The organism is Segatella cerevisiae, assembly GCF_024054555.1.
In the GTDB taxonomy this organism is placed as follows: domain Bacteria; phylum Bacteroidota; class Bacteroidia; order Bacteroidales; family Bacteroidaceae; genus Prevotella; species Prevotella cerevisiae.
Genome location: NZ_JAMXLY010000014.1, coordinates 25377 through 49125 on the forward strand (window position 1 = coordinate 25377; position 23749 = coordinate 49125).

General features: G+C 46.3%; 16 protein-coding genes. 10 read left to right on the forward strand and 6 right to left on the reverse strand.

What is annotated here, in order from left to right; genetic code table 11:
- Positions 1 to 40: 40 nt before the first annotated feature.
- The 5 genes from NG821_RS05295 to NG821_RS05315 all read right to left on the reverse strand — a co-directional run bounded on the left by NG821_RS05295 (position 41) and on the right by NG821_RS05315 (position 5743).
- Positions 41 to 1108 carry an acyltransferase family protein gene (locus NG821_RS05295; protein WP_252760640.1) on the reverse strand — a complete coding sequence of 356 codons (1068 nt, stop codon included), beginning with the start codon at positions 1106 to 1108 and terminating at the stop codon, positions 41 to 43.
- A 134-nt stretch (positions 1109 to 1242) separates the two neighbouring features.
- Positions 1243 to 3135 (reverse strand): sulfatase-like hydrolase/transferase, encoded by a 1893-nt coding sequence (locus tag NG821_RS05300; protein ID WP_252760619.1) that lies wholly within the window; start codon positions 3133 to 3135, stop codon positions 1243 to 1245.
- 205 nt (positions 3136 to 3340) lie between these two features.
- Positions 3341 to 3928 (reverse strand): nicotinate (nicotinamide) nucleotide adenylyltransferase, encoded by a 588-nt coding sequence (nadD, locus tag NG821_RS05305; protein ID WP_252760620.1) that lies wholly within the window; start codon positions 3926 to 3928, stop codon positions 3341 to 3343.
- A gap of 171 nt (positions 3929 to 4099) precedes the next feature.
- Entirely contained in the window at positions 4100 to 4684 is a 585-nt protein-coding gene (gmk, locus tag NG821_RS05310) for a guanylate kinase (RefSeq protein ID WP_252760621.1), read from the reverse strand.
- A 183-nt stretch (positions 4685 to 4867) separates the two neighbouring features.
- Entirely contained in the window at positions 4868 to 5743 is an 876-nt protein-coding gene (locus NG821_RS05315) for a YicC/YloC family endoribonuclease (protein WP_252760622.1), read from the reverse strand.
- A gap of 88 nt (positions 5744 to 5831) precedes the next feature.
- Here NG821_RS05315 and tsaB point away from each other — a divergent pair, with 88 nt between their 5' ends.
- The 10 genes from tsaB (at position 5832) to NG821_RS05365 (ending at position 21876) form a co-directional block, all read left to right on the forward strand.
- Entirely contained in the window at positions 5832 to 6524 is a 693-nt protein-coding gene (tsaB, locus tag NG821_RS05320) for a tRNA (adenosine(37)-N6)-threonylcarbamoyltransferase complex dimerization subunit type 1 TsaB (protein ID WP_252760623.1), read from the forward strand.
- A 138-nt stretch (positions 6525 to 6662) separates the two neighbouring features.
- Complete coding sequence (locus NG821_RS05325; protein ID WP_252760624.1) at positions 6663 to 7286, forward strand: DUF4290 domain-containing protein; 624 nt, start codon at positions 6663 to 6665, stop codon at positions 7284 to 7286.
- Positions 7287 to 7290: 4 nt separating this feature from the next.
- Positions 7291 to 8601, forward strand: a complete 1311-nt coding sequence (gene murA, locus NG821_RS05330) for a UDP-N-acetylglucosamine 1-carboxyvinyltransferase (RefSeq protein ID WP_252760625.1) — start codon at positions 7291 to 7293, stop codon at positions 8599 to 8601.
- A 36-nt stretch (positions 8602 to 8637) separates the two neighbouring features.
- On the forward strand, positions 8638 to 9159 hold the full coding sequence (gene rimM / locus NG821_RS05335) for a ribosome maturation factor RimM (protein ID WP_252760641.1): 522 nt from the start codon (positions 8638 to 8640) through the stop codon (positions 9157 to 9159).
- A gap of 98 nt (positions 9160 to 9257) precedes the next feature.
- Positions 9258 to 10424: a 1-deoxy-D-xylulose-5-phosphate reductoisomerase gene (locus NG821_RS05340; protein WP_252760626.1), complete on the forward strand. Its 1167-nt coding sequence runs from the start codon at positions 9258 to 9260 to the stop codon at positions 10422 to 10424.
- A 213-nt stretch (positions 10425 to 10637) separates the two neighbouring features.
- On the forward strand, positions 10638 to 12017 hold the full coding sequence (rseP, locus tag NG821_RS05345; protein WP_252760627.1) for an RIP metalloprotease RseP: 1380 nt from the start codon (positions 10638 to 10640) through the stop codon (positions 12015 to 12017).
- A 472-nt stretch (positions 12018 to 12489) separates the two neighbouring features.
- The gene (gene gltB, locus NG821_RS05350; protein WP_252760628.1) at positions 12490 to 16977 is read left to right on the forward strand and encodes a glutamate synthase large subunit; all 4488 of its coding nucleotides are present in this window, start codon (positions 12490 to 12492) and stop codon (positions 16975 to 16977) included.
- A 66-nt stretch (positions 16978 to 17043) separates the two neighbouring features.
- Positions 17044 to 18390, forward strand: a complete 1347-nt coding sequence (locus tag NG821_RS05355; protein WP_252760629.1) for a glutamate synthase subunit beta — start codon at positions 17044 to 17046, stop codon at positions 18388 to 18390.
- A gap of 542 nt (positions 18391 to 18932) precedes the next feature.
- Positions 18933 to 21161, forward strand: a complete 2229-nt coding sequence (locus NG821_RS05360; protein WP_317233077.1) for an inorganic phosphate transporter — start codon at positions 18933 to 18935, stop codon at positions 21159 to 21161.
- Positions 21162 to 21369: 208 nt separating this feature from the next.
- Positions 21370 to 21876, forward strand: coding sequence for an HD domain-containing protein (locus NG821_RS05365; RefSeq protein ID WP_252760630.1), 507 nt, complete (start codon positions 21370 to 21372; stop codon positions 21874 to 21876).
- A 168-nt stretch (positions 21877 to 22044) separates the two neighbouring features.
- Here the strand turns inward: NG821_RS05365 and asnB are convergent, their stop codons facing one another.
- Positions 22045 to 23739, reverse strand: coding sequence for an asparagine synthase B (gene asnB / locus NG821_RS05370; RefSeq protein WP_252760631.1), 1695 nt, complete (start codon positions 23737 to 23739; stop codon positions 22045 to 22047).
- Positions 23740 to 23749: the final 10 nt, after the last annotated feature.

The following is a 23749-nucleotide window of genomic DNA, read 5'->3' on the forward strand; positions in this document are numbered from 1 at the left end:
AATAAGACCACTACTCGTATTAATTTGAAATGTCGATTGATCACATGACAGGTTTAGGGACTTTCTTCATCATCTGTCTCCAGATCCACGCCAGACAGATACTGGCAATAATGTACAAGAGCAGCCCAGTATACAATGCTCCGTCGCGACTGATCGGTATAAAGATCTTTCGTGTTATAGGATGACAGACGAAGAGGGCTGCGCTGATTTGACCCAGCCCTACCAATATCCGGTTAATTGAATTCAGATGGCAATATCGTAAGGTTTTCACTAAGGCAATACAGAAAGTACAGATGAAGACGGGTACAAATGCCCACGTAAAGAAATTCAGACTGAAGACATAGATGAAGACAAAGGAAAGGATCAGTGCAGACCAATCAAATTGACAGGGTCCGATCCGCTTCCTCCAGTTCATTATCGCTTCCTGATTCCGTGCAAAGAGAATTCCACCGCAGAATGGCAGCATACTCCCCATAAAATTATACCTATACCAGTTTAACGCTCCTCTCTCAGGATCGAACAGAAATTGTCCCAAAATGCAGATGACCATCAAGATAGCCGTCCAACTGTTACTCCTCTTATAGATCAGCAAACGGTAAAGCACATAGAGTTGGAAGAGCATTCCGAAGAACCAATAGGGACCTGGCCAGATCACTTTGTCAGGATGGGGGAAGAGGTTATTGAACAGGCCTAACTGTCCGATGATATCTACCACTTGATAGTGGAAGGGGGCTGGCGTGATCTGGTCGACAATGATAAAAGCAGCAAAACCTGCGATCATCATCCTGAAGAGTTTCAGGAAATGATAACGGATGAAGGAGACACGGGGAATGTGGGGCGAAGGCCTATTCGGTGTTTTCCGCTCATATTTCATCACCAGTCCGTAAGCGCTCAAGAAGAGAAAGACGGGTACGCCATAGTGTCCGAAGAAAGACAGAAAATGCATCGGCAGTTTCTCATCAGGACTCAAGAGGGCATGATTGAAAGCATCCACATTGCCCTGGAAAAACTGGTATTCATTCTCTCTGACTATCCCCGGCAGCCAGTGGCAATAGTTATGCAGGAAGATACCGAGAATGGCGAGACCTCTTAAAGCATGACATTCCATCTGAGAAAGCAATTCCTTAGATTCTTCTTTTACCTGAAGAGAAGAGCTGTTCCTATCTTGATTTAATAATCCCACGATATTAATTGTAATAGTTGATGATCAATACTTTAAAATCGAAAAACTGTCCTTCCCTTTCATTCTTTCCGGTCATTCATGGGTCGGTTACGCCTGAGTTTGTCATAGTCCGTTGTATTTTTCAGGATTCGCGGTCTGTTCTCATCGTATTCCGGACTCAGAAGATTATATTTTGCATGATAGTATTTTGTGTGGATACCCGCAAGATAAAGCAACATATGGGGCAAAGCATCTGTCATGAATTTACGATGACGGGCTTCGATGACAGCCTGGAACATCTCCGGATTATGACGGATATACTCTTTCGAGCAATATATCCAGAAAGGTATCTCAAATTCATAATGGGCCAGAGGCCAGTCAATCACTGCTGAGTGGTTGCGGCAGATAAATCCCCGACTCCCTTCATAGCACTCTTCACCGTGATCGGGCATATAGATCACTATCGCATTCTGATGGGCAAAGCGCCGGACGATCTGATTGACGATGGAGTCATTGTACAGACAGGCATTGTCATAATAGCTTAGCATCTTCCGCTGTTTCGGGGTCAGGTCAGAGCGTACATCATCATATTGGGAGGCAAAGAAATGTGTCTGATTCTGAGGATAACGGTCTTTATAACTGACATGCTGTCCGATGAGATGGAAGATAATGAGATTATGTGATAACTGCTTGGGGTTCTTCGGATCAAAATTGAATTTCCGCTCTTTCAGGTTATTGTCATAATCCTCAAGAAGACCGGAATCATACTGATGCAATTCGGTGTTACGGGTATCAAATTCCTGATGACTCAGATCCGGATGGTTGAGGAAGAACCCGCCGCTGAAGTCATAGACCTCTTCATGCGCTTTGGGCAAGAACTGGTTGGTCAGGAAGGTCACATGGTATCCTGACTTCCGGAATATCTGCGGGAAGAGGGGATAATCACACCACTCTCCCTTCTCGCCGATGACATGCATGGAAAAGACATTCTTGAAGACATAACTCGTCAGATTCCAGCAGGACACGACATCATCGTAGTTGACCAGCAGACCTGACTTGCGTAAAGCGACCTGACGTGGAGTCGTCGGCATGAAATAGCCATCCAACTGCGAATGTACTTTGCCATAACTTTCTCCTATGATCAGTACAATATTCGGAGAATCATACGAGCAACTGTCTATCTTGACGTTTTTGGAAGCTTCAAGCAATTGTCCCAGTTGTTTCCCTGCCAAGTGGTTGGCATAAAGGCTGAACACGAGACGAGAGAAAGGTGTATAGAGTTGGGCATGATTGGATTCTGTCAACGTATGTTCGACCTGTCCTATTGAATTTCCTGAGAAAAGGTGTAAGATTTCCTTTTGATTCGTTGAACTTATCTGTCCGCACCAGATGAAGAGCAGGAGGACCACAGTCCCCACAACAGGATAAATAACAGGTTTTCCCATATTCAGGTCCCGTCTCCAACGTGTCGAGAAGACCTTCATGTTTACCGGCAGCAATTTCAGAATAAAACGCCGACAGGCATACAAGACATGAATCAGGATCAGTAAGAGTACCCATCCGACTTTACTGAAAATCACGCTGAAGGAGAACAACGAAGATATAGCTTCGCCGGCTTCTCTCCCATTGGTCTCACCTACCAGCATCAAGATGGACGGATTCAGTGTAGAACTGAAATTCACGTAGCAATAGATATCTGCCAGTGACGTGAAATAAAAGACAAAATACAGTATACCTCTGACAACGCGGCGTGCTTTTAATGGGATCAGAGCCAGAATGCAGCATAAGAGATATAGATCAAAGAACAGTTCTGCATACATGAACTCTGGTGAATTGTTTCCTCTGTGATCGGGCAGTACACACAAGGCACTTACCACGGCAAGAATAAACATAAACACGAAGAAACCTGAGTTTGCTTTGAGGGGATACAGGAATTTCCCCATCAAATGAGCAATCTTATTTAAATATCTCATTGAAAATCCGCTATTTAGATGCAAAGATAATTGAAATCAGGCAGAGAACAAAATTATTTCTCATTTTTTCACACACCGTAGAAATGAAGGAAACCGCTTTCTTACTGAACTTCAATCCAATCCGGCATATTCACTAATTTTACCGCATCTTCTTAACAAAACCCTTCAGATTCTAACCTTTCTTGGCTGAACAAGTATCTTGATTTTACTCGCCCTGATAATCTCCGTCTCTTTCCATTTCTTCAGCGACGACTTTCGGCACCAAATCGTCAATGGGCTGATGGTTCTGAATCCGGCGGCGGATATCTGTACTGCTGATATGTATGAGGGGGGCGTGCAAGACGCTCACGTGTTCTGGAAGCGTCCGCTCATCAATTGTGATACCTTCTCTAGGATAAACACATACAGAATAGTTGTCCAGAATATCCTGATAATGGTACCAGTCATCAAAATAGGCCCAATTGTCTCCTCCCACGAGCAGGACAAATTCCCTGTCCGGAAAATCCTTACTGAGTTCCTTCAAGGTATTCCATGTATAGGATGGCCGGGGGAGATGAAACTCATAATCTTTTGCCACCAAACCCGTTTCTCCTTTCAGCGCAAGTTGCATCAGATGAAACCGTTTGTCATCATCTAGAAGAGCCTCGTGCTTCTTCCAGGGATTTTGAGGAGTAACCATCAACCACACCTCATCCAATCCTCCCTTTTCCAGGAACTGGCGAGCCAATTCTATGTGTCCGTTGTGGATAGGATTAAAAGAACCTCCGTAAATGCCGGTTTTTATTTTCTTCATAATAGAGTTGTCCTATTGGGTTCTAGCAGAAAAGCACTTCATTCTAGAACAGTGTTACCTTTCAAAATTCAATGTATTCTGAATGGAATGGTTTTCAAGCAGGTGACTTCTACATAGCATAGAACTGGGTACAAAAAGCATATCTTTTACCACTAAAACCTATGGCCATCATCAATGATTTTCTTCTTCCACGAAACGCCTGACAAGTTCAAAAGCTTCTTTCTCTGCATCAGGAAGGACGGAATTGACGATGACATGATCGAATTTCGATGCAAAGGACAACTCGTATCCGGCTTTTGACAAACGTTGCTCTATCACTTCTGGTTGATCCGTATGGCGAGCTATCAGACGACGACGGAGTTCATCGATAGACGGTGGCTGAACGAACAAACTCAATGCTTTGTTACCATACTTCTTCTTAATATTGCACCCTCCTTTGACGTCTACATCGAAAACCACGTTCTGGCCTTCAGCCATCTGATGCTCAACTTGAGACTTCAATGTCCCGTAAAAGCGACCGGGATAGACTTCCTCATATTCGAGAAACTCTCCATTCCGGATTTTATTACGGAATTCATCTGCCGTCAGAAAGAAATATTCTACTCCATTTCTCTCAGTACCACGTGGTGCACGGCTCGTACAACTTATCGAGAAAGCCAACCGCAATTCAGGATGCTTCTCCATAAGGAAATTTACAATAGTACTTTTCCCGCTTCCGCTCGGAGCACTGAAGATAATTAATTTGCCTTGTCTCATCGTCCTATTATCACGGTCTGAAGATACGGTTTGTGGTCTGTCGCAAACCCATCAGACCAATAATTAAATTTTGACACGAAAGGCTCAACAGATGTTTTGTCTGCTGAGCCCAGCTATTGTATTTCTATTTAGATATTGATTTTTTCAGTAGTATATGACAACCGGCAGTTTTAAACGTCTTTTTTACAAGGCATTTAGCACCTGCTCCTTGATCTGTTCCAGTTCGTCTTTCATCTTGACCACGATGTTCTGCATCTCAGCCTGATTACTCTTAGAACCGGTCGTATTGATTTCACGTCCCATTTCCTGAGCGATAAAACCGAGTTTCTTTCCCACAGGACGGTCTTCATTCATCGTCTCTCTGAAGTATTTCAGATGGTTGGTCAACCGCTGTTTCTCTTCGCTGATATCCAGTTTTTCTATATAGTAAACCAACTCCTCTTCCAGGCGATTATTGTTATATTCGATTTCAGGTATCTCTTTCAGATGCTTGATGATATCTTCTTTTATCATTGGAACGCGAGCCTTCTCATAAGGTTCTATACCGGCCAGCAACTTCTCGATATTATCGACTTTCTCAGTAAACTTTTTCTGGAGGGCAGCACCTTCCTGCTTGCGGAAATCGATCAGATGTGTGAGGGCTTCTCGGATAACGCCTTGTGCGACGGCCCATTCCTCATCGTCCAGGTCAGTTGTATCAGGTTTGGTCGTCACATCCGGCATATTAATCAATATAGAATACCAGTCATGTGGTTCCGGAATCCCTGTACGATTGGATATTTCCTTGATTTGCTTGTAATAGTTATCTATCAGATCGGCATTGATTGGAGAAGCCTCCACAACAGTGTCCTGCTCTATCCAAATGGAAAAATCTATTTTACCGCGTTGCAATGCTTTCCCGATTGTTTGACGGATTTCCATTTCTTTTTCACGATAAACCGGAGCAATACGAGTGGAAAGATCAAGGCTCTTGGAGTTCAAGGATTTGATCTCAACATTGATTTTCTTTTCTTTGTAGGTTGCAACCGCTTTGCCGTAACCGGTCATTGACTGTATCATACTTACTTAGCGTTAATTTTCTGCAAAACTACAAAAAAATCGGGAAATTTGATTAACTTTGCGTCCTAATTAAGAAATTATTTTATCTATGTCGTGTATATTAAACATTGAGACGAGCACTAAATCCTGCTCTGTAGCTGTCAGCAATGACGGCAAAGTTATATTTAACGATGAAGATCATAGTGGCGCCAATCATAATGTAAAACTCGGAGCCTTTGTAGACGAAGCATTATCTTTTACTGATAACCATGCCATACCTTTGGATGCTGTATCTGTCAGCAGCGGTCCCGGCTCATACACCGGACTGCGTATCGGAACAAGTATGGCCAAAGGTCTCTGCTATGGACGCAGTGTCAAACTGCTCGGTATCCCGACATTGGAAGTGTTATGTGTCCCTGTACTGCTGCAGGAAATGATCAAGGAAGAAAATGCATTATTAGTCCCAATGCTTGATGCTCGAAGAATGGAAGTTTATTCTCAAGTCTTCGACCGTTCTTTGAAAGAAGTGAGGAAGATCGAAGCAAATGTTGTCACGGCCGATACCTATAAGATCTATTTGGACAAGGGGCCTGTCTATTTCTTCGGTGACGGAGCTGCCAAATGCATGGACATCATCAATCACCCCAACGCACATTTGATAAAGGGTATCGAACCGCTGGCCAAGAATATGATGCCTCTGGCAGAAAAGAGAATAGCAGAAGGGAAATTCGAAGATGTCGCTTATTTCGTTCCGTTCTACTTGAAAGATTTTGTTGCCACAAAGCCCCGCAAATTGCTCTAAAACTGTCTCATACCGGAATAGTGGTGATAGGGACAACACAACTGGTGGTAGTGACAAGACAACTGGTGACAGAACAGATCCTCAAGAGGAAGAATTAACGGTCCGGAAGCGATGATGATTATAATTAAATCGTAAAAAATGAATTTAGAAGGATTAGATTACAATACACAGCGTAGCAAACTTGTTCTGCCGGAGTATGGGAGGACTGTTCAGAAGATGGTCGACTATGCTATGACGATAGAGGACCGTGAAAAGCGGCAGAAATGCGCAGAGGCCATCATTGCGATCATGGACCGAATGTACCCTGAAGGACAGGATACAGAAGATCATCTGCACAAACTCTGGGATCACTTGGCTTTGATGAGTGGATTCAAGTTAGACGTAGATTATCCCTATGATATCCGGGAAGTCAAGAGTATGACGACATCCAAGCCGAAGCCGTTGCCTTACCCTATGCAAAAGATACCAGTGAAACACTATGGAAGTTTAATGTTCGAAACTTTCGACAAACTGAAGGACATGGAGCCGGGAGAAGAGCGTGACGAGTTGACCAGGATCGTCGCCAATCAAATGAAGCGCGATCTCGTGCAATGGAGTCACGGGCTGAATGATGACGAAAAGATAGCAGCCGATCTGGCAAAATTTACAGACGGAAAGATTCAATTGGACATCGACAAATTTGAATTTGACCGTAACCCGATGCAACAACCGTCACAGGTCCCTCTGGAGAACAATAGTAACAACAAGAGAAAGAGAAAATAAGCCTATGGAATCGTTCATCATCGAAGGTGGTCATCCCTTAAAAGGTACGATTACTCCTCAAGGTGCAAAGAACGAGGCGCTTGAAGTGATCTGTGCATCTATACTCACTTCAGAACCGGTAAGGATTCAAAATATTCCCGATATCCTTGATGTCAACAACCTTATTCAATTGTTGGTCGATATCGGCATGAAAGTAACACGAAATACAAGACACGATTATACCTTCCAAGCTGACCATCTCAACCTGGACTATCTGGGAAGCCAGGAGTTTGTCAACAAATGTTCAAAACTCCGCGGAAGTGTTCTGCTGATCGGTCCTCTATTGAGTCGTTTCGGCAAGGCGACTATAGCCAAACCGGGAGGAGATAAGATAGGTCGCCGCAGACTGGACACTCATTTCCAGGGATTCAAGGCACTGGGAGCAAGATTTGTCTACGATGAGAACCGCAGTACTTTCGAGATACAAGCAAAAAAACTTAAGGGAACTTACATGCTTCTCGGTGAAGCTTCTGTGACCGGAACTGCAAATATCATTATGTCTGCTGTTTTGGCAGAAGGGACCACAACCATATATAATGCCGCTTGTGAACCTTATATCCAGCAACTCTGCCACCTTCTTAATGCAATGGGCGCCAATATCAGTGGAATTGCCAGCAATCTGATCACAGTCGTGGGGGTGAAAGTACTCCACGGTGCCAAGCATGAGATATTGCCGGACATGATTGAGATCGGCTCGTTCATCGGCATGGCAGCTATGGTCGGAGAAGGTGTACGGATCAAGAATGTATCCTTGCAAAACCTAGGGATCATCCCGGATACGTTCAGACGCATCGGGGTCAAGATCAATGTCGACGGCAATGATCTGGTGATCCCCCAACAGAAACATTATGCTGTAGACACTTTCCTGGATGGGACCATTCTCACCCTAAGCGACGCACCATGGCCGGGACTGACGCCTGACCTGCTCTCAGTACTCCTGGTCGTAGCAACCCAAGCGCGTGGAACGGTACTCATCCATCAGAAGATGTTCGAAAGTCGGTTGTTCTTCGTAGATAAACTGATTGACATGGGAGCCCAAATCATTCTTTGTGACCCCCATAGGGCCGTTGTCGTCGGGCATGACAGAAAGAGGCAACTGAGGGCAGGACGCATGACCAGTCCTGATATTCGTGCCGGTATTGCTCTGTTGATTGCAGCGATGAATGCCAAGGGGACCAGTCGCATTGACAACATAGAACAGATCGACCGCGGGTATCAGAACATCGAGCAACGCCTCAACCACATCGGCGCAAAGATTACACGAGTCACTGAATAGTTTGCCGGACAGAGTCAAAAGGACAGAACAATATCCATCATGAAGGAAGACGAAGTATTTTATATCGGACGGTTAGGGAAGCATCATGGCGTAAAGGGAGAGATCAACTTCTTTTACGAGGATGATGTGTTCGACCAAGTCCAAGCAGACTATCTGATCCTCAAGATGGAAGGCATTCTTGTTCCGTTTTACTTGGAGAGTTACCGGTTTCAGAATGAAGGCACCGCTTACGTTAAATTCGAGGACATCGATACCGTAGACCAAGCCTGCGAACTGACAGGTTGTGAGGTCTTTTTCCCTAAGTCTCTAGCGGAAGAAACGGATGGTCCGCGTTTAGGAGCAGAGTTGGTGAATTATCAACTGACTGACGCCCAAAGCGGGAAAGTCATTGGAACCATCAAAGGCATCGATGACTCCACGGCAAATCTGCTTTTCCAGGTAGAGACAGCAGAAGGCAACTCTATACTTATCCCTGCATCTGAAAATTTGATCAACAATATAAATACAGAGGGGCATATCATTGAGATGAACCTGCCCGACGGACTATTGGACCTTTAGGTCTTGGATCGCCGCGAGAAACGGCACTCTTAGCCCAAAGAGAATACACCCCATCCGTTCGAAAGACTTAGTCCGCTTATTCATAATATCCTACAGAAATGAAGAAACAACAAATATGCATTCTCGGTTCCACAGGCAGTATCGGCACCCAGGCACTAGACGTCATCCGGCAACACGATGACCGGTATGAAGTGTATTGCCTTACTGCCAACCGCTCCGTTGAGAAACTGGCCCAACAGGCCCGCTTGTTCAACCCCGCTGCTGTCGTGATAGCCGATGAAAGTTATTATGCCCAACTCAAGCAAATGCTTGCAGATCATCCGGATATCAAAGTATATGCTGGGAAGAAGGCTCTGGATGAAATTGTGGAAGCAGGTCCGATAGATATGGTATTAGCAGCCATGACCGGTTTTGCTGGCCTCACCCCTACTATCCATGCCATTAAAGCGCACAAGAAGATATGTCTGGCAAATAAAGAGACCCTTGTCGTTGCAGGAGAACTCATCTGTAATCTGGCAAAAGAGTACCACGCTCCTATCCTGCCGGTAGACAGCGAGCATTCCGCCATTTTCCAAAGTATCGTAGGTGAAGGTGACAATCAGATTGAGAAAATCCTCTTAACCTGTTCAGGAGGACCATTCAGATTGTTCTCTTATGAGCAACTCCAGCACGTTACGGCAGCGCAGGCACTGAACCACCCGACATGGAATATGGGACCGAAGATCACGATAGACTCCGCTTCGCTTATCAACAAAGGGTTTGAAGTGATGGAGGCGAAATGGCTGTTCGGGGTACCTGCCACCAAAATACAGGTTCTCGTCCACCCGCAAAGTATCGTACATAGCGCCGTGCAATTTGTAGACGGTGCGGTCAAAGCCCAACTGGGCGTCCCTGACATGAGACTGCCTATCCAATATGCCTTCTCTTATCCTGACCGATTGCCCCTCAACGGAAAGCGGCTTGACCTGATACAAGTCGGCAAACTCGAATTCTTCGCCCCGGACGTGAAGAAGTTCAAATGCCTGGCACTGGCTTTCGATGCTATCCGAAAGGGAGGAAACATGCCCTGCATCCTCAACGCTGCCAACGAGATTGCGAATGCCGGTTTCCGTCAAGGAAAATGCTCTTTTATGGGAATGGCAGACATCATTGAGAAGACCATGCAGAAAGCGACCTTCGACAGTCATCCTGACTACGACATCTATATGAGTACCGATGCGGAATCACGTCAGATCGCGACAGAAATCATGGCGGGTCTTTCCTAATCAGAAAAGGGAATCAAGGATATCATACAGTCAAATGACTGTCATTCATACCACTTTCACCTATAAGACAGAAGAAAAGAAGAATCCGTCTCCACAGTCTACAACAGCCAAGAGGGACGTTCTCAGCAATATAATAGTATTACGAAAATTTTGGGAGGACATCAACTGATATCCTTTTAAAAGGAACAATAACAAGTAAATTCTTAAACAACAATGGAAGTATTTTTGATCAGATTGCTCCAGTTCATATTGTCAATCTCTCTCCTGGTACTGCTTCACGAACTCGGTCACTTCACAGCTGCCAAGATTTTTGGGGTAAGAGTACTGAAATTCTATCTTTTCTTTGATCCTTGGTTTCATCTTTTCGAGTTTAAGCCGAAGAACAGCGAGACGACTTATGGAATAGGCTGGCTTCCTCTGGGAGGATACACCGAAATAGCCGGTATGGTCGATGAGAGTTTCGATACGGAGCAGTTACATAAACCTGCCCAACCTTGGGAATTTCGGAGCAAACCGGCCTGGCAGCGCCTCATCATCATGGTGGCAGGCGTATTCGTCAATTTCATATTGGCACTATTCATCTACTCAATGATCATGTTCCATTGGGGAGATACCTATATCGCAGCAAAGGACATGACATACGGTTTCCAGTTTAATCAGGAAGCCAAATCTTACGGTTTCCAGGACCACGACATTCTTCTAGGTACAGACCGGGGAACCTTCAAGGACTTCAATGCCGACCTGTACAGAAACCTCAGCAAGGCGAAGACCTGTGATGTCCTGCGCAAAGGCCGTAAGGTGACGATCAAACTTCCCGGCGGCATGAACATGTTGGAAATGCTCAAGACATCCCCACAGTTCGTCCGTCCCTACTATCCTGCCAAGATCGACAGCGTAGCGAAGGGTGTCCCGGCAGCAAAGATCGGTATGAGGAAAGGGGACATCATCCTGGCTGTCAACGGTAAGAAGGTAGAAACTACTTTTGACGTCACTGACATACTGAAAGCAAAGTCACAGGATGTCAATAAGGGCATGACCCATCAGGACAGTGTCAACATCCTGACGATCCCCATCGTGTTCCGCCATGCCGGCAGTGCGAAAGTAGATACGACGAAGGTGACACTTACGGGAGATGCAAAACTGGGCGTCGTCTTCGCTACGCCCACCATCAACCAATATAAGAAGACCCACACCAGTTATGGCTTCCTCGCCAGTTTCCCTGCAGGAGTCAAGTACGGTTGGGATGTGCTGAAAGGTTATGTCGGAGACATGAAATACATATTCTCCAGTGACGGCGTAAAGAGTTTAGGCGGTTTCGGTGCCATCGGCAGTCTGTTTCCACCTACCTGGGACTGGTATATGTTCTGGAAAATGACCGCTTTCCTCAGTATCATCCTGGCATTCATGAACATTCTGCCTATCCCCGCATTGGATGGCGGGCACGTCTTATTCCTGCTCTATGAGATCATCACACATCGAAAACCGAGTGAGAAATTCCTCGTCAGGGCAGAAGCGGTCGGAATAGGTATTCTACTGTTGCTACTGGTAGTCGCGAATCTGAATGATGTCCTGCGATGGCTGGGCGTCATGTAGCGGCACATCTGTCAAACACGGAGACAAGCATCGGGAAATACTTCACGGAATACCATAATTGACAAAGAGAAAGGATCCTCTATCACGGGGGATCCTTTCTCTTTTTATATTCAAACCCTAAAGAGTATCAGATAGCCGAGACACCATCAGAAAGGTCGACCTTCTTCCATTCAACTCCATCCTCGTTCATTTCTGACATAAGATCCAATATCACCCATCAGAAGGTCGACCTTATTCCATTCAACTCCATCTCTATTTTCATCATCGAAAAACAGTTCAGAATAGAGAAGAGATTCTAAAGCAATCCTAAAGGATTTTTATGACAAAAATGCTTATATTTATTAATTTCTGATGCAGAATGAGAAATATTCAAAGAAATCCCGCATATTTTATCAATTTCATATTGCAATCTGAAAGTTTATTTGTACTTTTGTATCCCATTTGATAGAGAAATCAGCAAAACCCGAATTATATGCAACAAGTAAAGAGAGATGGATTGTATGATGCCGCCAATGAGCATGATGCTTGTGGTGTCGGCATGGTAGTAAATATCCATGGAAACAAAAGTCATGAACTCGTCGACAATGCCCTGAAGGTTTTGGAAAATCTTCGCCATCGTGGTGCTGAAGGAGCAGATGGAAAGACCGGAGATGGTGCCGGCATACTGCTCCAGATCCCTCATGAGTTCATTCTGCTTCAAGGTATTCCTGTTCCAGAAAAAGGCAAATATGGCACAGGATTAGTTTTTTTGCCCAAAGATGAAAAACGCCAACAAGAGATCCTCGCCATTATGATCGAGGAAATCGAACGTGAAGGTCTCTCGCTGATGCATCTGAGAAATGTCCCCACCAACTCAGACTGTCTTGGCGAGGCTGCATCTGCCAGTGAACCTGACATCAAACAGGTTTTCATCACAGGCGTGACAGATGACAAACTCGATTCTTTCGAACGCATGCTCTACACGGTCAGGAAAAAGATCGAGCAACGCGTACCTGATAAAGACTTTTATATCTGTTCCTTATCGAGCAAGACCATTGTTTACAAGGGGATGCTCTCCAGCCTCCAATTGCGCCAGTACTATCCTGACCTGACCAACAACTACTTTACCAGTGGTCTAGCACTTGTACACAGTCGGTTCAGCACGAATACCTTCCCGACATGGAGTCTGGCACAACCTTTCCGCTTTCTCTGTCACAATGGTGAGATCAACACCATCCGAGGCAACAGGAGTTGGATGAAAGCCCGTGAATCTGTCCTTTCTTCCAAGGCACTCGGAAATATCAAGAACATATCCCCTATCCTGCAACCCGGAATGAGTGATTCCGCCAGTTTGGACAATGCATTGGAATTCTTCGTCATGAGCGGATTGTCATTGCCCCATGCAATGGCAGTGCTCATACCTGAGAGTTTTAATGACAAGAACCCTATCTCTGACGAACTCAAGGCTTTCTATGAGTACTACTCCATCCTGATGGAGCCGTGGGACGGCCCGGCAGCACTGATGTTCAGTGACGGCCGTTATGCAGGAGGCATGCTGGACCGTAACGGCCTCAGACCTGCACGCTATGTCATCACTAAGAATGACACGATGGTTGTCGCCTCTGAAGTGGGTGTCATGGATTTCGAGGCGAGTGAGGTCGTCAAGAAAGGCCGCCTGAAACCGGGTAAGATACTTTTGGTAGATACGAAAGAGGGCAAGATCTACTATGATGATGAAATCAAGGAACAATTAGCCGCTGAACACCCCTATCGGGAATGGCTGAAAGAGAACCGGATACAATTAGAAAACATACACAGCGGGCGTAAGGTTCCTAACAATATCGACAACCTGATCAGAAAAGAAGTTGAATTCGGCTTTGGTGCCGAGGATGTCAACGATACCATCATCCCGATGGCTACACAAGCCAAGGAACCTACCAGTTCAATGGGAAATGATACCCCTCTGGCAGTCTTGTCTGACAAACCTCAGACTTTCTTCAACTATTTCAGGCAGCAATTCGCCCAAGTGACCAACCCGGCAATCGATCCTATCCGCGAAAAACTCGTCATGAGTCTGACGGAATATATCGGCAGGGTCGGAAGGGGCATATTGAATCCGGACGCTTCCAACTGCAAGATGGTCAGATTGCCTTATCCTATTTTGACGAACGGACAACTCGACCTTCTGTGCAATATCAGATACAAAGGATTCAAGACCATCAAACTCCCGATTCTCTTCGAGCGCTCCAAGGGTGAAGAAGGTCTCCATGAAGCCTTGGAAGACTTGTGTCAGAAAGCAGAAAAGAGCGTTGACGACGGATACAATTATATCATCCTCAGCGACCGCAATGTCGATGAGGAACATGTTGCCATCCCATCGCTGCTCGCCACCAGTGCTGTACACCACTATCTGATAGAGGTGGGCAAACGTGTGCAGACGGCTTTGATTGTGGAGAGTGCTGAGATCCGAGAGGTTACTCATGCCGCCTTACTACTGGGTTATGGAGCATCGGCTCTATGTCCTTACTTGACTTATGCTATCCTCTACGACCTCGTCAAACGGGGGAAGATCCAGGAAAACTATGCTACAGCTGAAAGCAACTATATCGAGGCTGTCAAGAAGGGCCTGTTGAAGATCATGGCAAAAATGGGCATCTCCACTATCAGGAGTTACCGCGGTGCACAGATCTTCGAAGCCATCGGGCTGTCCGAGAACCTGCTCAAGGCCTATTTCGGGACAGACATCAGTACGATCGGCGGCATCGGCCTCAAGCAAATCGCCAAAGACGCCATCGCCATGCACGACAAAGCTTTCGACAAGAAAGAGAAATACGATTTCCTTCCGAATCTCGGAGAGCAGCATTATCGCAAAGACGGTATCCTGCATGCCTGGAATCCGGAAACGATTGCAACGTTACAACTTGCGACGCGTACAGGAGACTATCAGTTGTTCAAGAAATTCGAGAATCTAGTCGATCAGAAACCTAAGCCAATATTCCTGCGCGACTTTCTGGAAGTCAAGAGCAACCGCAAACCTATTCCAATCGATGAAGTAGAGCCTGTAGAGCAGATCGTCAAGCATTTCGTCACCGCAGCTATGAGTTTCGGAGCACTTTCCAAGGAAGCCCACGAATCGCTGACATTGGCAATGAACTCCTTGGGAACGCGGAGCAATACGGGTGAAGGCGGAGAAGACAGTTACCGCTTCCACAATACGATAGACGGTATCAGTTTGTCGAACAAGACCAAGCAGGTTGCCAGTGGTCGTTTCGGTGTGACAACAGAATATCTGATCAATGCAGAAGAAATCCAAATCAAGATAGCACAGGGTGCAAAACCTGGAGAAGGCGGACAATTGCCCGGTTTTAAGGTGGATGAAGTGATCGCCCGGACGCGCCACTCCATTCCCGGCATTTCCCTGATCTCTCCTCCCCCACACCACGACATCTATTCGATTGAAGACCTGAAACAGTTGATCTTCGACCTGAAGAATGTCAATCCAAATGCTATCATCAGTGTCAAACTCGCAGCAGAAAGCGGTGTAGGCACAATCGCCGCAGGAGTTGTAAAGGCCAAGGCTGACCTTGTGGCGATCTCCGGTGCCGAAGGTGGTACGGGTGCCACACCTGCGTCCAGCAGACGCTGGGCAGGCATCTCTCCCGAGATAGGACTGTCTGAGACCCAACAGACATTGGTCAAGAACGGTCTCCGCTCTTTGGTGCGCCTGCAAGTCGACGGTCAGTTGAAGACCGGACGGGACATCATCGTCATGGCTTTGCTGGGTGCAGAGGAATTCAGTTTCGGAACGGCACCCCTGATCACTCTGGGCTGTGTCATGATGAGGAAATGCAACAAGAACACATGCCCGATGGGTGTCGCTACCCAGGATCCCAAACTGCGTGCGCATTTCCGCGGCGACTACCATTACGTCATCAACTATTTCACGTTCCTGGCCCAACAGGTGCGGGAGTATCTGGCTGAAATGGGATACAAGACATTAAATGAAATTGTCGGACATACCGAGTTCTTGTCACAAAAGAAGGTGACTAATCCTAAATATGAGACACTCGACTTCAGTAGAATGCTCTTTAAGGAAAAGGGAGACTCCAGTCTATACTGCACGAAGAAACAGGATAACGACTTGAGCAATATCCTCGATCACCAGTTGATCAACGGCTCTCAAAAGGCTATCGATCATCAGGAAGAAGTCAATCTGGACTTCACGATCCGCAATACAGACCGTGCCGTTGGCACCATGCTCAGTGGCGTCATCACGAAGAAATACGGAGCAGAAGGACTCCCTGAAGATACCATCAATGTCAAATTCAAAGGGTCTGCAGGACAGAGTTTCGGCGCCTTTCTGGTCAAAGGCGTTGACTTCAAACTGGAAGGTGAGACCAACGATTACTTCGGCAAAGGCTTGAGTGGCGGAAGAATATCCATCGCTCCTCCTATCCGCTCCAACTACAATGCTGAGGACAATGTCATCGCAGGTAACACAGGACTCTACGGAGCCACAAGCGGAGAACTCTATATCAATGGTCAGGTGGGCGAACGCTTCGCCGTACGCAATTCCGGTGCCATTGCTGTCATAGAAGGCGCAGGTGACCACTGCTGCGAGTATATGACAGGAGGAAGAGTCGTCGTACTGGGGACCACCGGCCGCAACTTTGCAGCAGGTATGAGTGGCGGTGTCGCATACGTATGGGACAAGAAGCACAATTTCGACTACTTCTGCAATATGGATATGGTCGAAATCAATCTCGTAGAGGAGACCAGTTACAGAAAAGAACTGCATGAACTCATCCGACAGCATTATCTCTATACGGGTTCCAAACTTGCCCGTATGATGGTGGATGACTGGAACCACTATGTGGAAGAATTCATCCAGGTAGTACCTATCGAATACAAGAGGGTACTGCAGGAAGAACAAGTCAGAAAACTGCAACAGAAGATTGCAGATATGCAACGTGATTATTAAATTCGCCCCACGCCTGTCAGGAACCTTCAAGGCAAACTGGCAGGCAGGGAATGAAAGGAAAAGAAAATGGGAAATCCAAAAGTATTTTTAACTATACCGAGAAAAGAAGCCGGTTACAGACCAGTTCACGACCGAATACATGATTTCGGGGAAGTGGAACAGACTTTGAACAGCAATGACCGCCAGTTACAGGCATCCCGATGCATGGACTGTGGTGTCCCTTTTTGCAATTGGTCCTGCCCTTTGGACAATAAGATTCCGGAATGGAATGACGCTGTCTATAAAGGTGACTGGCAGTTGGCTTATAAGATCCTGACCTCCACCAATGACTTTCCTGAGTTTACAGGACGCATTTGTCCGGGCCTATGCGAAAAGGCGTGTGTATTGAACCTCATGCTTCATGAGCCGACCACGAACAGGGAAAACGAGTGTGCCATCGTAGAGCATGCTTTCGAAGAGAATTTCGTCCAGCCCAATATCCCTGAACGCAATGGGATGAAGGTGTGTGTCATAGGCGCAGGACCTGCAGGTTTATCCGCTGCAACGCGATTGAATCAGGCCGGTTATCAGGTGACCGTACTCGAAGCTCGTGAAAACAATGGCGGGCTGCTGCGCTTCGGCATTCCGAATTTCAAACTGAACAAGGAGATCATTGACCGCAGGATCAAGATTCTTGAGAAGGAAGGGATCGTATTCAAATACAATCAGAAAATAGACACGACTAAACTCCCCGGGAATTATGATGCGTACGTCATCGCAACGGGAACACCGGTCGCACGTGACATGAAAGTACCGGGCAGAGACCTGGACGGCATCTATTTGGCACTGCAATTGCTGTCCCAGCAGAACCGTGTCCTTGCCGGACAGGAATTCAGCAAAGAAGAACGCATTACAGGAAAAGGAAAAGACGTGCTTGTCATCGGCGGCGGCGATACCGGATCGGATTGTATCGGAACCGTTCACAGGCAAGGTGCCAAGAGCGTGACGCAAATAGAGATCATGCCCAAACCGCCTGTAGGTCCTGAAGATCCCAAGAATCCTTGGCCGAATTGGCCGAGAACATTGAAGGTCACTTCAAGTCATGAAGAAGGCTGTACACGGCGATGGAACATCAACACTTTGGAATTCCTCGGCAAGAACGGCAAACTGACGGGTGTTAAGGTCCAACCCATCACATGGGTGCCTAATCCTGAGGGAGGACGCCCACTAATGAAACCTGCAGGCGAACCTGAGATCATCAAGGCGCAAATGGTCCTGCTGGCAATGGGATTCCTCCGGCCACAGCAACCTGATTTTGCAAAGAATGTGTTTGTTGCAGGTGATGCTGCCAGCGGTGCGTCATTGGTCGTACGGGCTATGGCCAGTGGCCGTGAAGCAGCGGAGAAAGTAGACGCATTTCTGCAGAAGAAGTAAGCAGAATATGACTTTTGCATAAAAACTCAAATAGAGACGGATTGTTGCTGTCAAAAAAGGCTGCATCAATCAGATAGAGAAAAGGCCATTGACAACCCCATGAGGGTGTGCCAATGGCTTTTTTATTTTCAGGAAACGCCCTCACCAATTTTTCTTCAAGTATAAATCTACAACCGATTCAGGGGGTTCGGAAAGGTCTAATCTACCCTTCGAGAAAGGGAGGTTCTACCATTCGAGAAAGGCAGGCCCTTGTTTCGAGAAAGTCAGCGCTCTCTTTCTCGAAAGATAAAATCGTTTTTCGAGAAAGGCTTTCGGCGCCTTTTCGCTGAGGTGTCAGAAGTATTGGGAAAAGGACAACTTTCACTAATAACCGTTTGCTCTATCCCCACGATGTCGCGCCTTTACATCTTTAGAAAGGCTTCAACAAAATCATTAAAAAATCTTCCGTAATCAGATTGTAACTTACATTTAAACATCCCGTAACATCCGTGACTTATCTTTGCACTTAAAATAACGGAATGATGAGTATCATTTATTTGTGCATGATCATATTTCTATTATGCCTTGCTCTATTCGATCTTTCAGTCGGTGTAAGCAATGATGCGGTCAACTTTCTGCAGCCGTCTATCGGGGCCAGGGCAGTGAAGTTTAGGACGATGATGATCGTTGCCTCATGTGGCGTAATAGTAGGGGCTATGTTGTCATCGGGAATGATAGATATCGCCAGGAACGGGATCATGATGCCGGCTCAATTCTCTTTTAAGGATGTGATGATCATCTTTCTTGCCGTCATGGTAACAGATGTCATAGCTTTGGATGCCTTCAACTCATTGGGATTGCCTACCTCTACGACAGTTTCCATCGTGTTTGACTTGCTCGGAGGGACTTTTGCTCTGTCGACCATTAAGGTAATCTCCGACAGTTCTCTGTCTTATAATACCCTGCTCAATTCCGGCAAAGCATTGAATATCATCATCGCGCTGTTCGTCTCTGTGGTGATTGCCTTCGTTCTCGGTCTAATCGTCATGTGGGTGGCACGAATTTTATTTACTTTCAGTTATAAGAAACATCTCAAATATATCATCGCCGTTTTCGGCGGTCTCGCGTTTACCGTCCTCGCCTATTTCATCTTCTTCAAAGGTCTGAGAACAAGTCCCTATTGTTCTGAATCATCTGGTAATTTTATAGAAGCCCATACGCTGTGGTTGCTTCCCGTTACCTTCGTCGTATCTACAATCGTCATAGAACTTCTCCATCTGCTGCACGTCAATATTTTCAAGTTGATCGTGCTCTTTGGGACTTTTGCGCTGGCACTGGCTTTCACGAGGAATGATCTCGTCAACTTTATCGGCGTTCCCCTTGCAGGATTAAGTTCCTATCAGGACTTCATGAACAATGCCCACAACATAACTCCATCGGATTTTATGATGAACACCCTGACGCCCAATGTCAAGACACCGCCACTCTATCTGCTCATCGCCGGCATCATCATGCTCATTGCTATGGGCAGGTCGCAGAGAGTACAGAAGGTCATCCAGACTTCCGTCGATTTATCCAGGCAGGATGAAGGGGATGAGATGTTCGGCAGTTCCAAAACTGCCCGGGCCCTGGTCCGCTTCACGCAGAACACGGGGAATACTCTCAACCGGTTTGTTCCTACCCCACTGAAGAATTGGATCAGTTCCCGCTTTGACAAAGACAATATCATCCTATCAGATGACAAGGCTGCCTTTGATCTCGTCAGGGCATCGGTCAATCTGGTCTTGAGCGCCGTATTGATCACGATCGGGACCAACTGCAAATTGCCGCTTTCGACCACCTATATTGCTTTTATGGTTGCTATGGGCACTTCTCTCGCAGACCGGGCGTGGAGTCGTGATACGGCAGTTTTCCGTGTGACGGGTGTCCTGAGTGTCATCGGGGGCTGGTTCATTACCGCAGGCGCCGCCTTCATCATAACGGGTCTGGTATGTCTGCTGATGTATTTCGGGGGCTTTCCTGTACAACTCCTTTTCGTGGTTCTTATCGTTTTCCAAATCATCCGTTCCAACCGCAAACCTGTCAGCAAGGAGAAAACGCAGAACCAGGATGAGGATTCTTTCAGACTGATGATGCGTGTCAGGGATCCGGAGCTGGTCTGGGATATCTTAAAGAAACATGTCAGCCGGACCCAAAGTCACGAGAACCGCTTTGCGCTGAAAGAGTATAATCAGATCATGAACGGACTGGCAAATGAAGATATGAAAGGTCTTCAGCATGCGGATAAAGAGTTGAAGAGCGAACAGAACAATTTGAAGAAATACAGACGCCAGGAGATGCTTGGACTGAAGAGGAGCCCGCAGGATATTGCCATTGAGCGGAACACCTGGCTCCACTTGGGAGCCAACGCTAACCAGCAATTCCTCTATAGCCTGAGACGGATGCTCGATCCGATCAAGGAGCATGTGGACAACAGTTTCAGTCCGCTACCGGCCAATTATGTCCAGGAATTTCTGCCGATGCTGCAGCATATCAATGACTTGATGAAAAATACGGAGGCCGAGATTTCTGAAGGGCATTATCATAATTACCGGGAGATACTGGCTGAAGCTGACGAATGTAAGGATGAACTTGCCATCCTCCGCAAGAAACACCTCAAACGGATACAGGAGGGTGATACCAGTCAGATGCAGATCAATCTGCTCTATCTCAACATCCTGCAGGAGAGTCAGGAATTCCTGAGTGTGATGCGACACCAACTCAGGGCTGCCAAGAGATTCATGGAAAACTGACCCGTTCTGTCCCATACCGGTCAAGACAAGAGGGAACATCCGACAAATGATTGAGACGAACTCTATCTGTCAATGTTTTATTAATTAACGAAAAAGAAAGATAAATTATCAGTAACCCTAGGGTATAAAGAAAAGATTTTATAATTTTGCAATGAGTCTATAAGCCTTCAGAAGGCGTTACCAATTGAAAAATTTAACCCTATCACCAATGAATTTACAACATGCTCAACTCATTGCGGCAATGATCGACTACGATCAAGGAGATCCTGTTCGCATCCAACATTTCATGAAAGTCCACAACTTTGCTGCAGCTATCGGGACACTAGAGGGAATCGATGCAGAGACCCAGTTTGTCCTCGAGACTGCCGCTATCGTCCATGACATCGGCATCCACATGGCAGAGAAGAAATACGGCAGCAGCAATGGCAAGTTCCAAGAGAAAGAAGGTCCTGCAGAAGCTCAAAAACTCCTGAACGAAATCGGAGGCTATACGCCTGAACAAATCAACCGGGTCATGTTCCTGATCGGACATCACCACACCTATAATCATATCACGGGCATCGACTACCAGATCCTCGTGGAAGCGGATTTTCTAGTGAACATTCTGGAGGACCAACTCGGTATCTCTGCCGCTGAAAGCATAAAGGAAAAGATATTCAAGACAAAAACTGGCATACGGTTTCTGGAAAAGCAATTCGAGGCAAAAAGGAAATAAAAAAACGCCGCGACGTCTACCGACGGCGCGAGCGCTACTTATTAGAATATTGAAAGATAGATTGATTATCTTCTTAGGTCCCGCAAAGCCTTCAACCATACGGGGATATATATGTTATTACAAAAGGTTATTGTCGAATATTTATCTATAACTAGGAAACGATACACATCATTTTTGCTGATCTTCATGAATATCGGCAATAGCTCGTCCACTGGGTTCATTGACCTTCTTGAAACGGGCATCCCAGGCTAAGGCTTCAGCTGTAGAGCAAGCGACACTCGGAACGGAAGGCACAGAACGTGCGGCACTGTCTGATGGGAAATGCTCTGCAAAAATACTTCTGTAATAGTATTCTTCTTTATTGCGTGGCGGATTGATGGGGAAACGCTCTGCAGCATGCTTCATCTGGTCATCGCTGACCGCAGAGGCCGTAACTTGCTTCAAAGTATCTATCCAAGAATATCCTACACCGTCAGAAAACTGTTCCTTCTGTCTCCACGCAACTTCCTCGGGCAACATGTCCGCAAAAGCCTCACGGACGATTTTCTTTTCTATTGTCTTCCCCGGACACATCTTGGCTTTGGGGTTCGTTCGCATGGCGACATCCAAAAACTCTTTATCCAGGAAAGGTACTCTGCCTTCTACACCCCAAGCTGCCAAACTCTTGTTGGCTCTCAAACAGTCATACTGATAAAGTTTGGCGAGTTTGCGGACTGTTTCTTCATGAAAAGCCTGTGGACTCGGTGCCTTATGGAAATAGAGGTAGCCTCCGAAAATCTCGTCAGCTCCCTCACCGGAGAGAACCATCTTGATGCCCATCGACTTAATCACGCGTGCCAACAGATACATCGGGGTAGAGGCACGGACGGTCGTCACATCATAACTTTCGATAAAGTAGATGACGTCCCTGATGGCATCCAACCCTTCCTGAATGGTATAGTTGATCTCATGGTGCACAGTACCGATATAGTCGGCGACAAGTTTTGCCTTAGCCAGATCTGGTGCACCTTTCAGCCCAATGGCAAAAGAGTGCAGACGGGGCCACCATGCTACGGAATTGCCGTTGTCCTCTACACGATGACCGACAAACTTCTCTGCTACTGCTGCTATGATCGAGGAGTCCAGTCCGCCGCTGAGCAATACCCCATAAGGGACATCGCTCATCAACTGATGCTTGACGGCTCCCTCCAAAGAATCGTGAATGGCCTTTACACTGGAGTCATTGTCCTTTACGGCATCATAACTGAACCAGTCTCTGACATAATAGCGCTTCATGCCCGGGTTCTTGCTCCAATAATAATGCCCAGGAAGAAAGGGTTCATAATGGTCACACTCCCCTTCCAAAGCTTTCAATTCACTGGCAGTATACACTTTCCCGTCTTTGTCATATCCGATGTAAAGTGGAATGACGCCAATAGGATCACGGGCGATCAGAAAACTGTCATCCTCGGCATCATATAAAGCAAAGGCAAAAATTCCACTGAGTTTCTCCAGCAGTTTTTCTATGCCTTTCTCCGTAATTCCCGACTTTTTCAGTTCACGGTAGAGAGCGAGGATAACCTCACAATCACTGCCGGTCTGAAACTGATATACGCCTGCGAACTCTTTGCGGATAGCCTGATGGTTGTAGATCTCTCCATTGACGGAAAGGATCTGCTTCTTATCAGGTGAGAACAAAGGTTGCTTTCCTGATTCAGGATCGACAATACTGAGTCGTTCATGAGTCAGAATAGCAGACTTCCCACAATAAATGCCACTCCAGTCCGGTCCGCGATGACGAATCTTACGACTCATAGTCAGAGCTTTCTGACGGAGTTCTGGAGTTTGTTCCTTAATATTGAAGATGGATACTATTCCACACATATATTATAAA

Excerpts from the sequence above, each read along its gene's own strand:
- NG821_RS05325 (WP_252760624.1), top strand. The coding sequence starts at position 6,663 with ATGAATTTAGAAGGATTAGATTACAATACACAGCGTAGCAAACTTGTT.
- rseP (WP_252760627.1), top strand. The coding sequence starts at position 10,638 with ATGGAAGTATTTTTGATCAGATTGCTCCAGTTCATATTGTCAATCTCT.
- nadD (WP_252760620.1), bottom strand. The coding sequence starts at position 3,928 with ATGAAGAAAATAAAAACCGGCATTTACGGAGGTTCTTTTAATCCTATC.
- NG821_RS05355 (WP_252760629.1), top strand. The coding sequence starts at position 17,044 with ATGGGAAATCCAAAAGTATTTTTAACTATACCGAGAAAAGAAGCCGGT.
- NG821_RS05365 (WP_252760630.1), top strand. The coding sequence starts at position 21,370 with ATGAATTTACAACATGCTCAACTCATTGCGGCAATGATCGACTACGAT.
- murA (WP_252760625.1), top strand. The coding sequence starts at position 7,291 with ATGGAATCGTTCATCATCGAAGGTGGTCATCCCTTAAAAGGTACGATT.
- gltB (WP_252760628.1), top strand. The coding sequence starts at position 12,490 with ATGCAACAAGTAAAGAGAGATGGATTGTATGATGCCGCCAATGAGCAT.
- NG821_RS05300 (WP_252760619.1), bottom strand. The coding sequence starts at position 3,135 with ATGAGATATTTAAATAAGATTGCTCATTTGATGGGGAAATTCCTGTAT.
- asnB (WP_252760631.1), bottom strand. The coding sequence starts at position 23,739 with ATGTGTGGAATAGTATCCATCTTCAATATTAAGGAACAAACTCCAGAA.
- NG821_RS05360 (WP_317233077.1), top strand. The coding sequence starts at position 18,933 with ATGATCATATTTCTATTATGCCTTGCTCTATTCGATCTTTCAGTCGGT.
- gmk (WP_252760621.1), bottom strand. The coding sequence starts at position 4,684 with ATGAGACAAGGCAAATTAATTATCTTCAGTGCTCCGAGCGGAAGCGGG.
- NG821_RS05295 (WP_252760640.1), bottom strand. The coding sequence starts at position 1,108 with ATGGAATGTCATGCTTTAAGAGGTCTCGCCATTCTCGGTATCTTCCTG.
- NG821_RS05340 (WP_252760626.1), top strand. The coding sequence starts at position 9,258 with ATGAAGAAACAACAAATATGCATTCTCGGTTCCACAGGCAGTATCGGC.
- tsaB (WP_252760623.1), top strand. The coding sequence starts at position 5,832 with ATGTCGTGTATATTAAACATTGAGACGAGCACTAAATCCTGCTCTGTA.
- NG821_RS05315 (WP_252760622.1), bottom strand. The coding sequence starts at position 5,743 with ATGATACAGTCAATGACCGGTTACGGCAAAGCGGTTGCAACCTACAAA.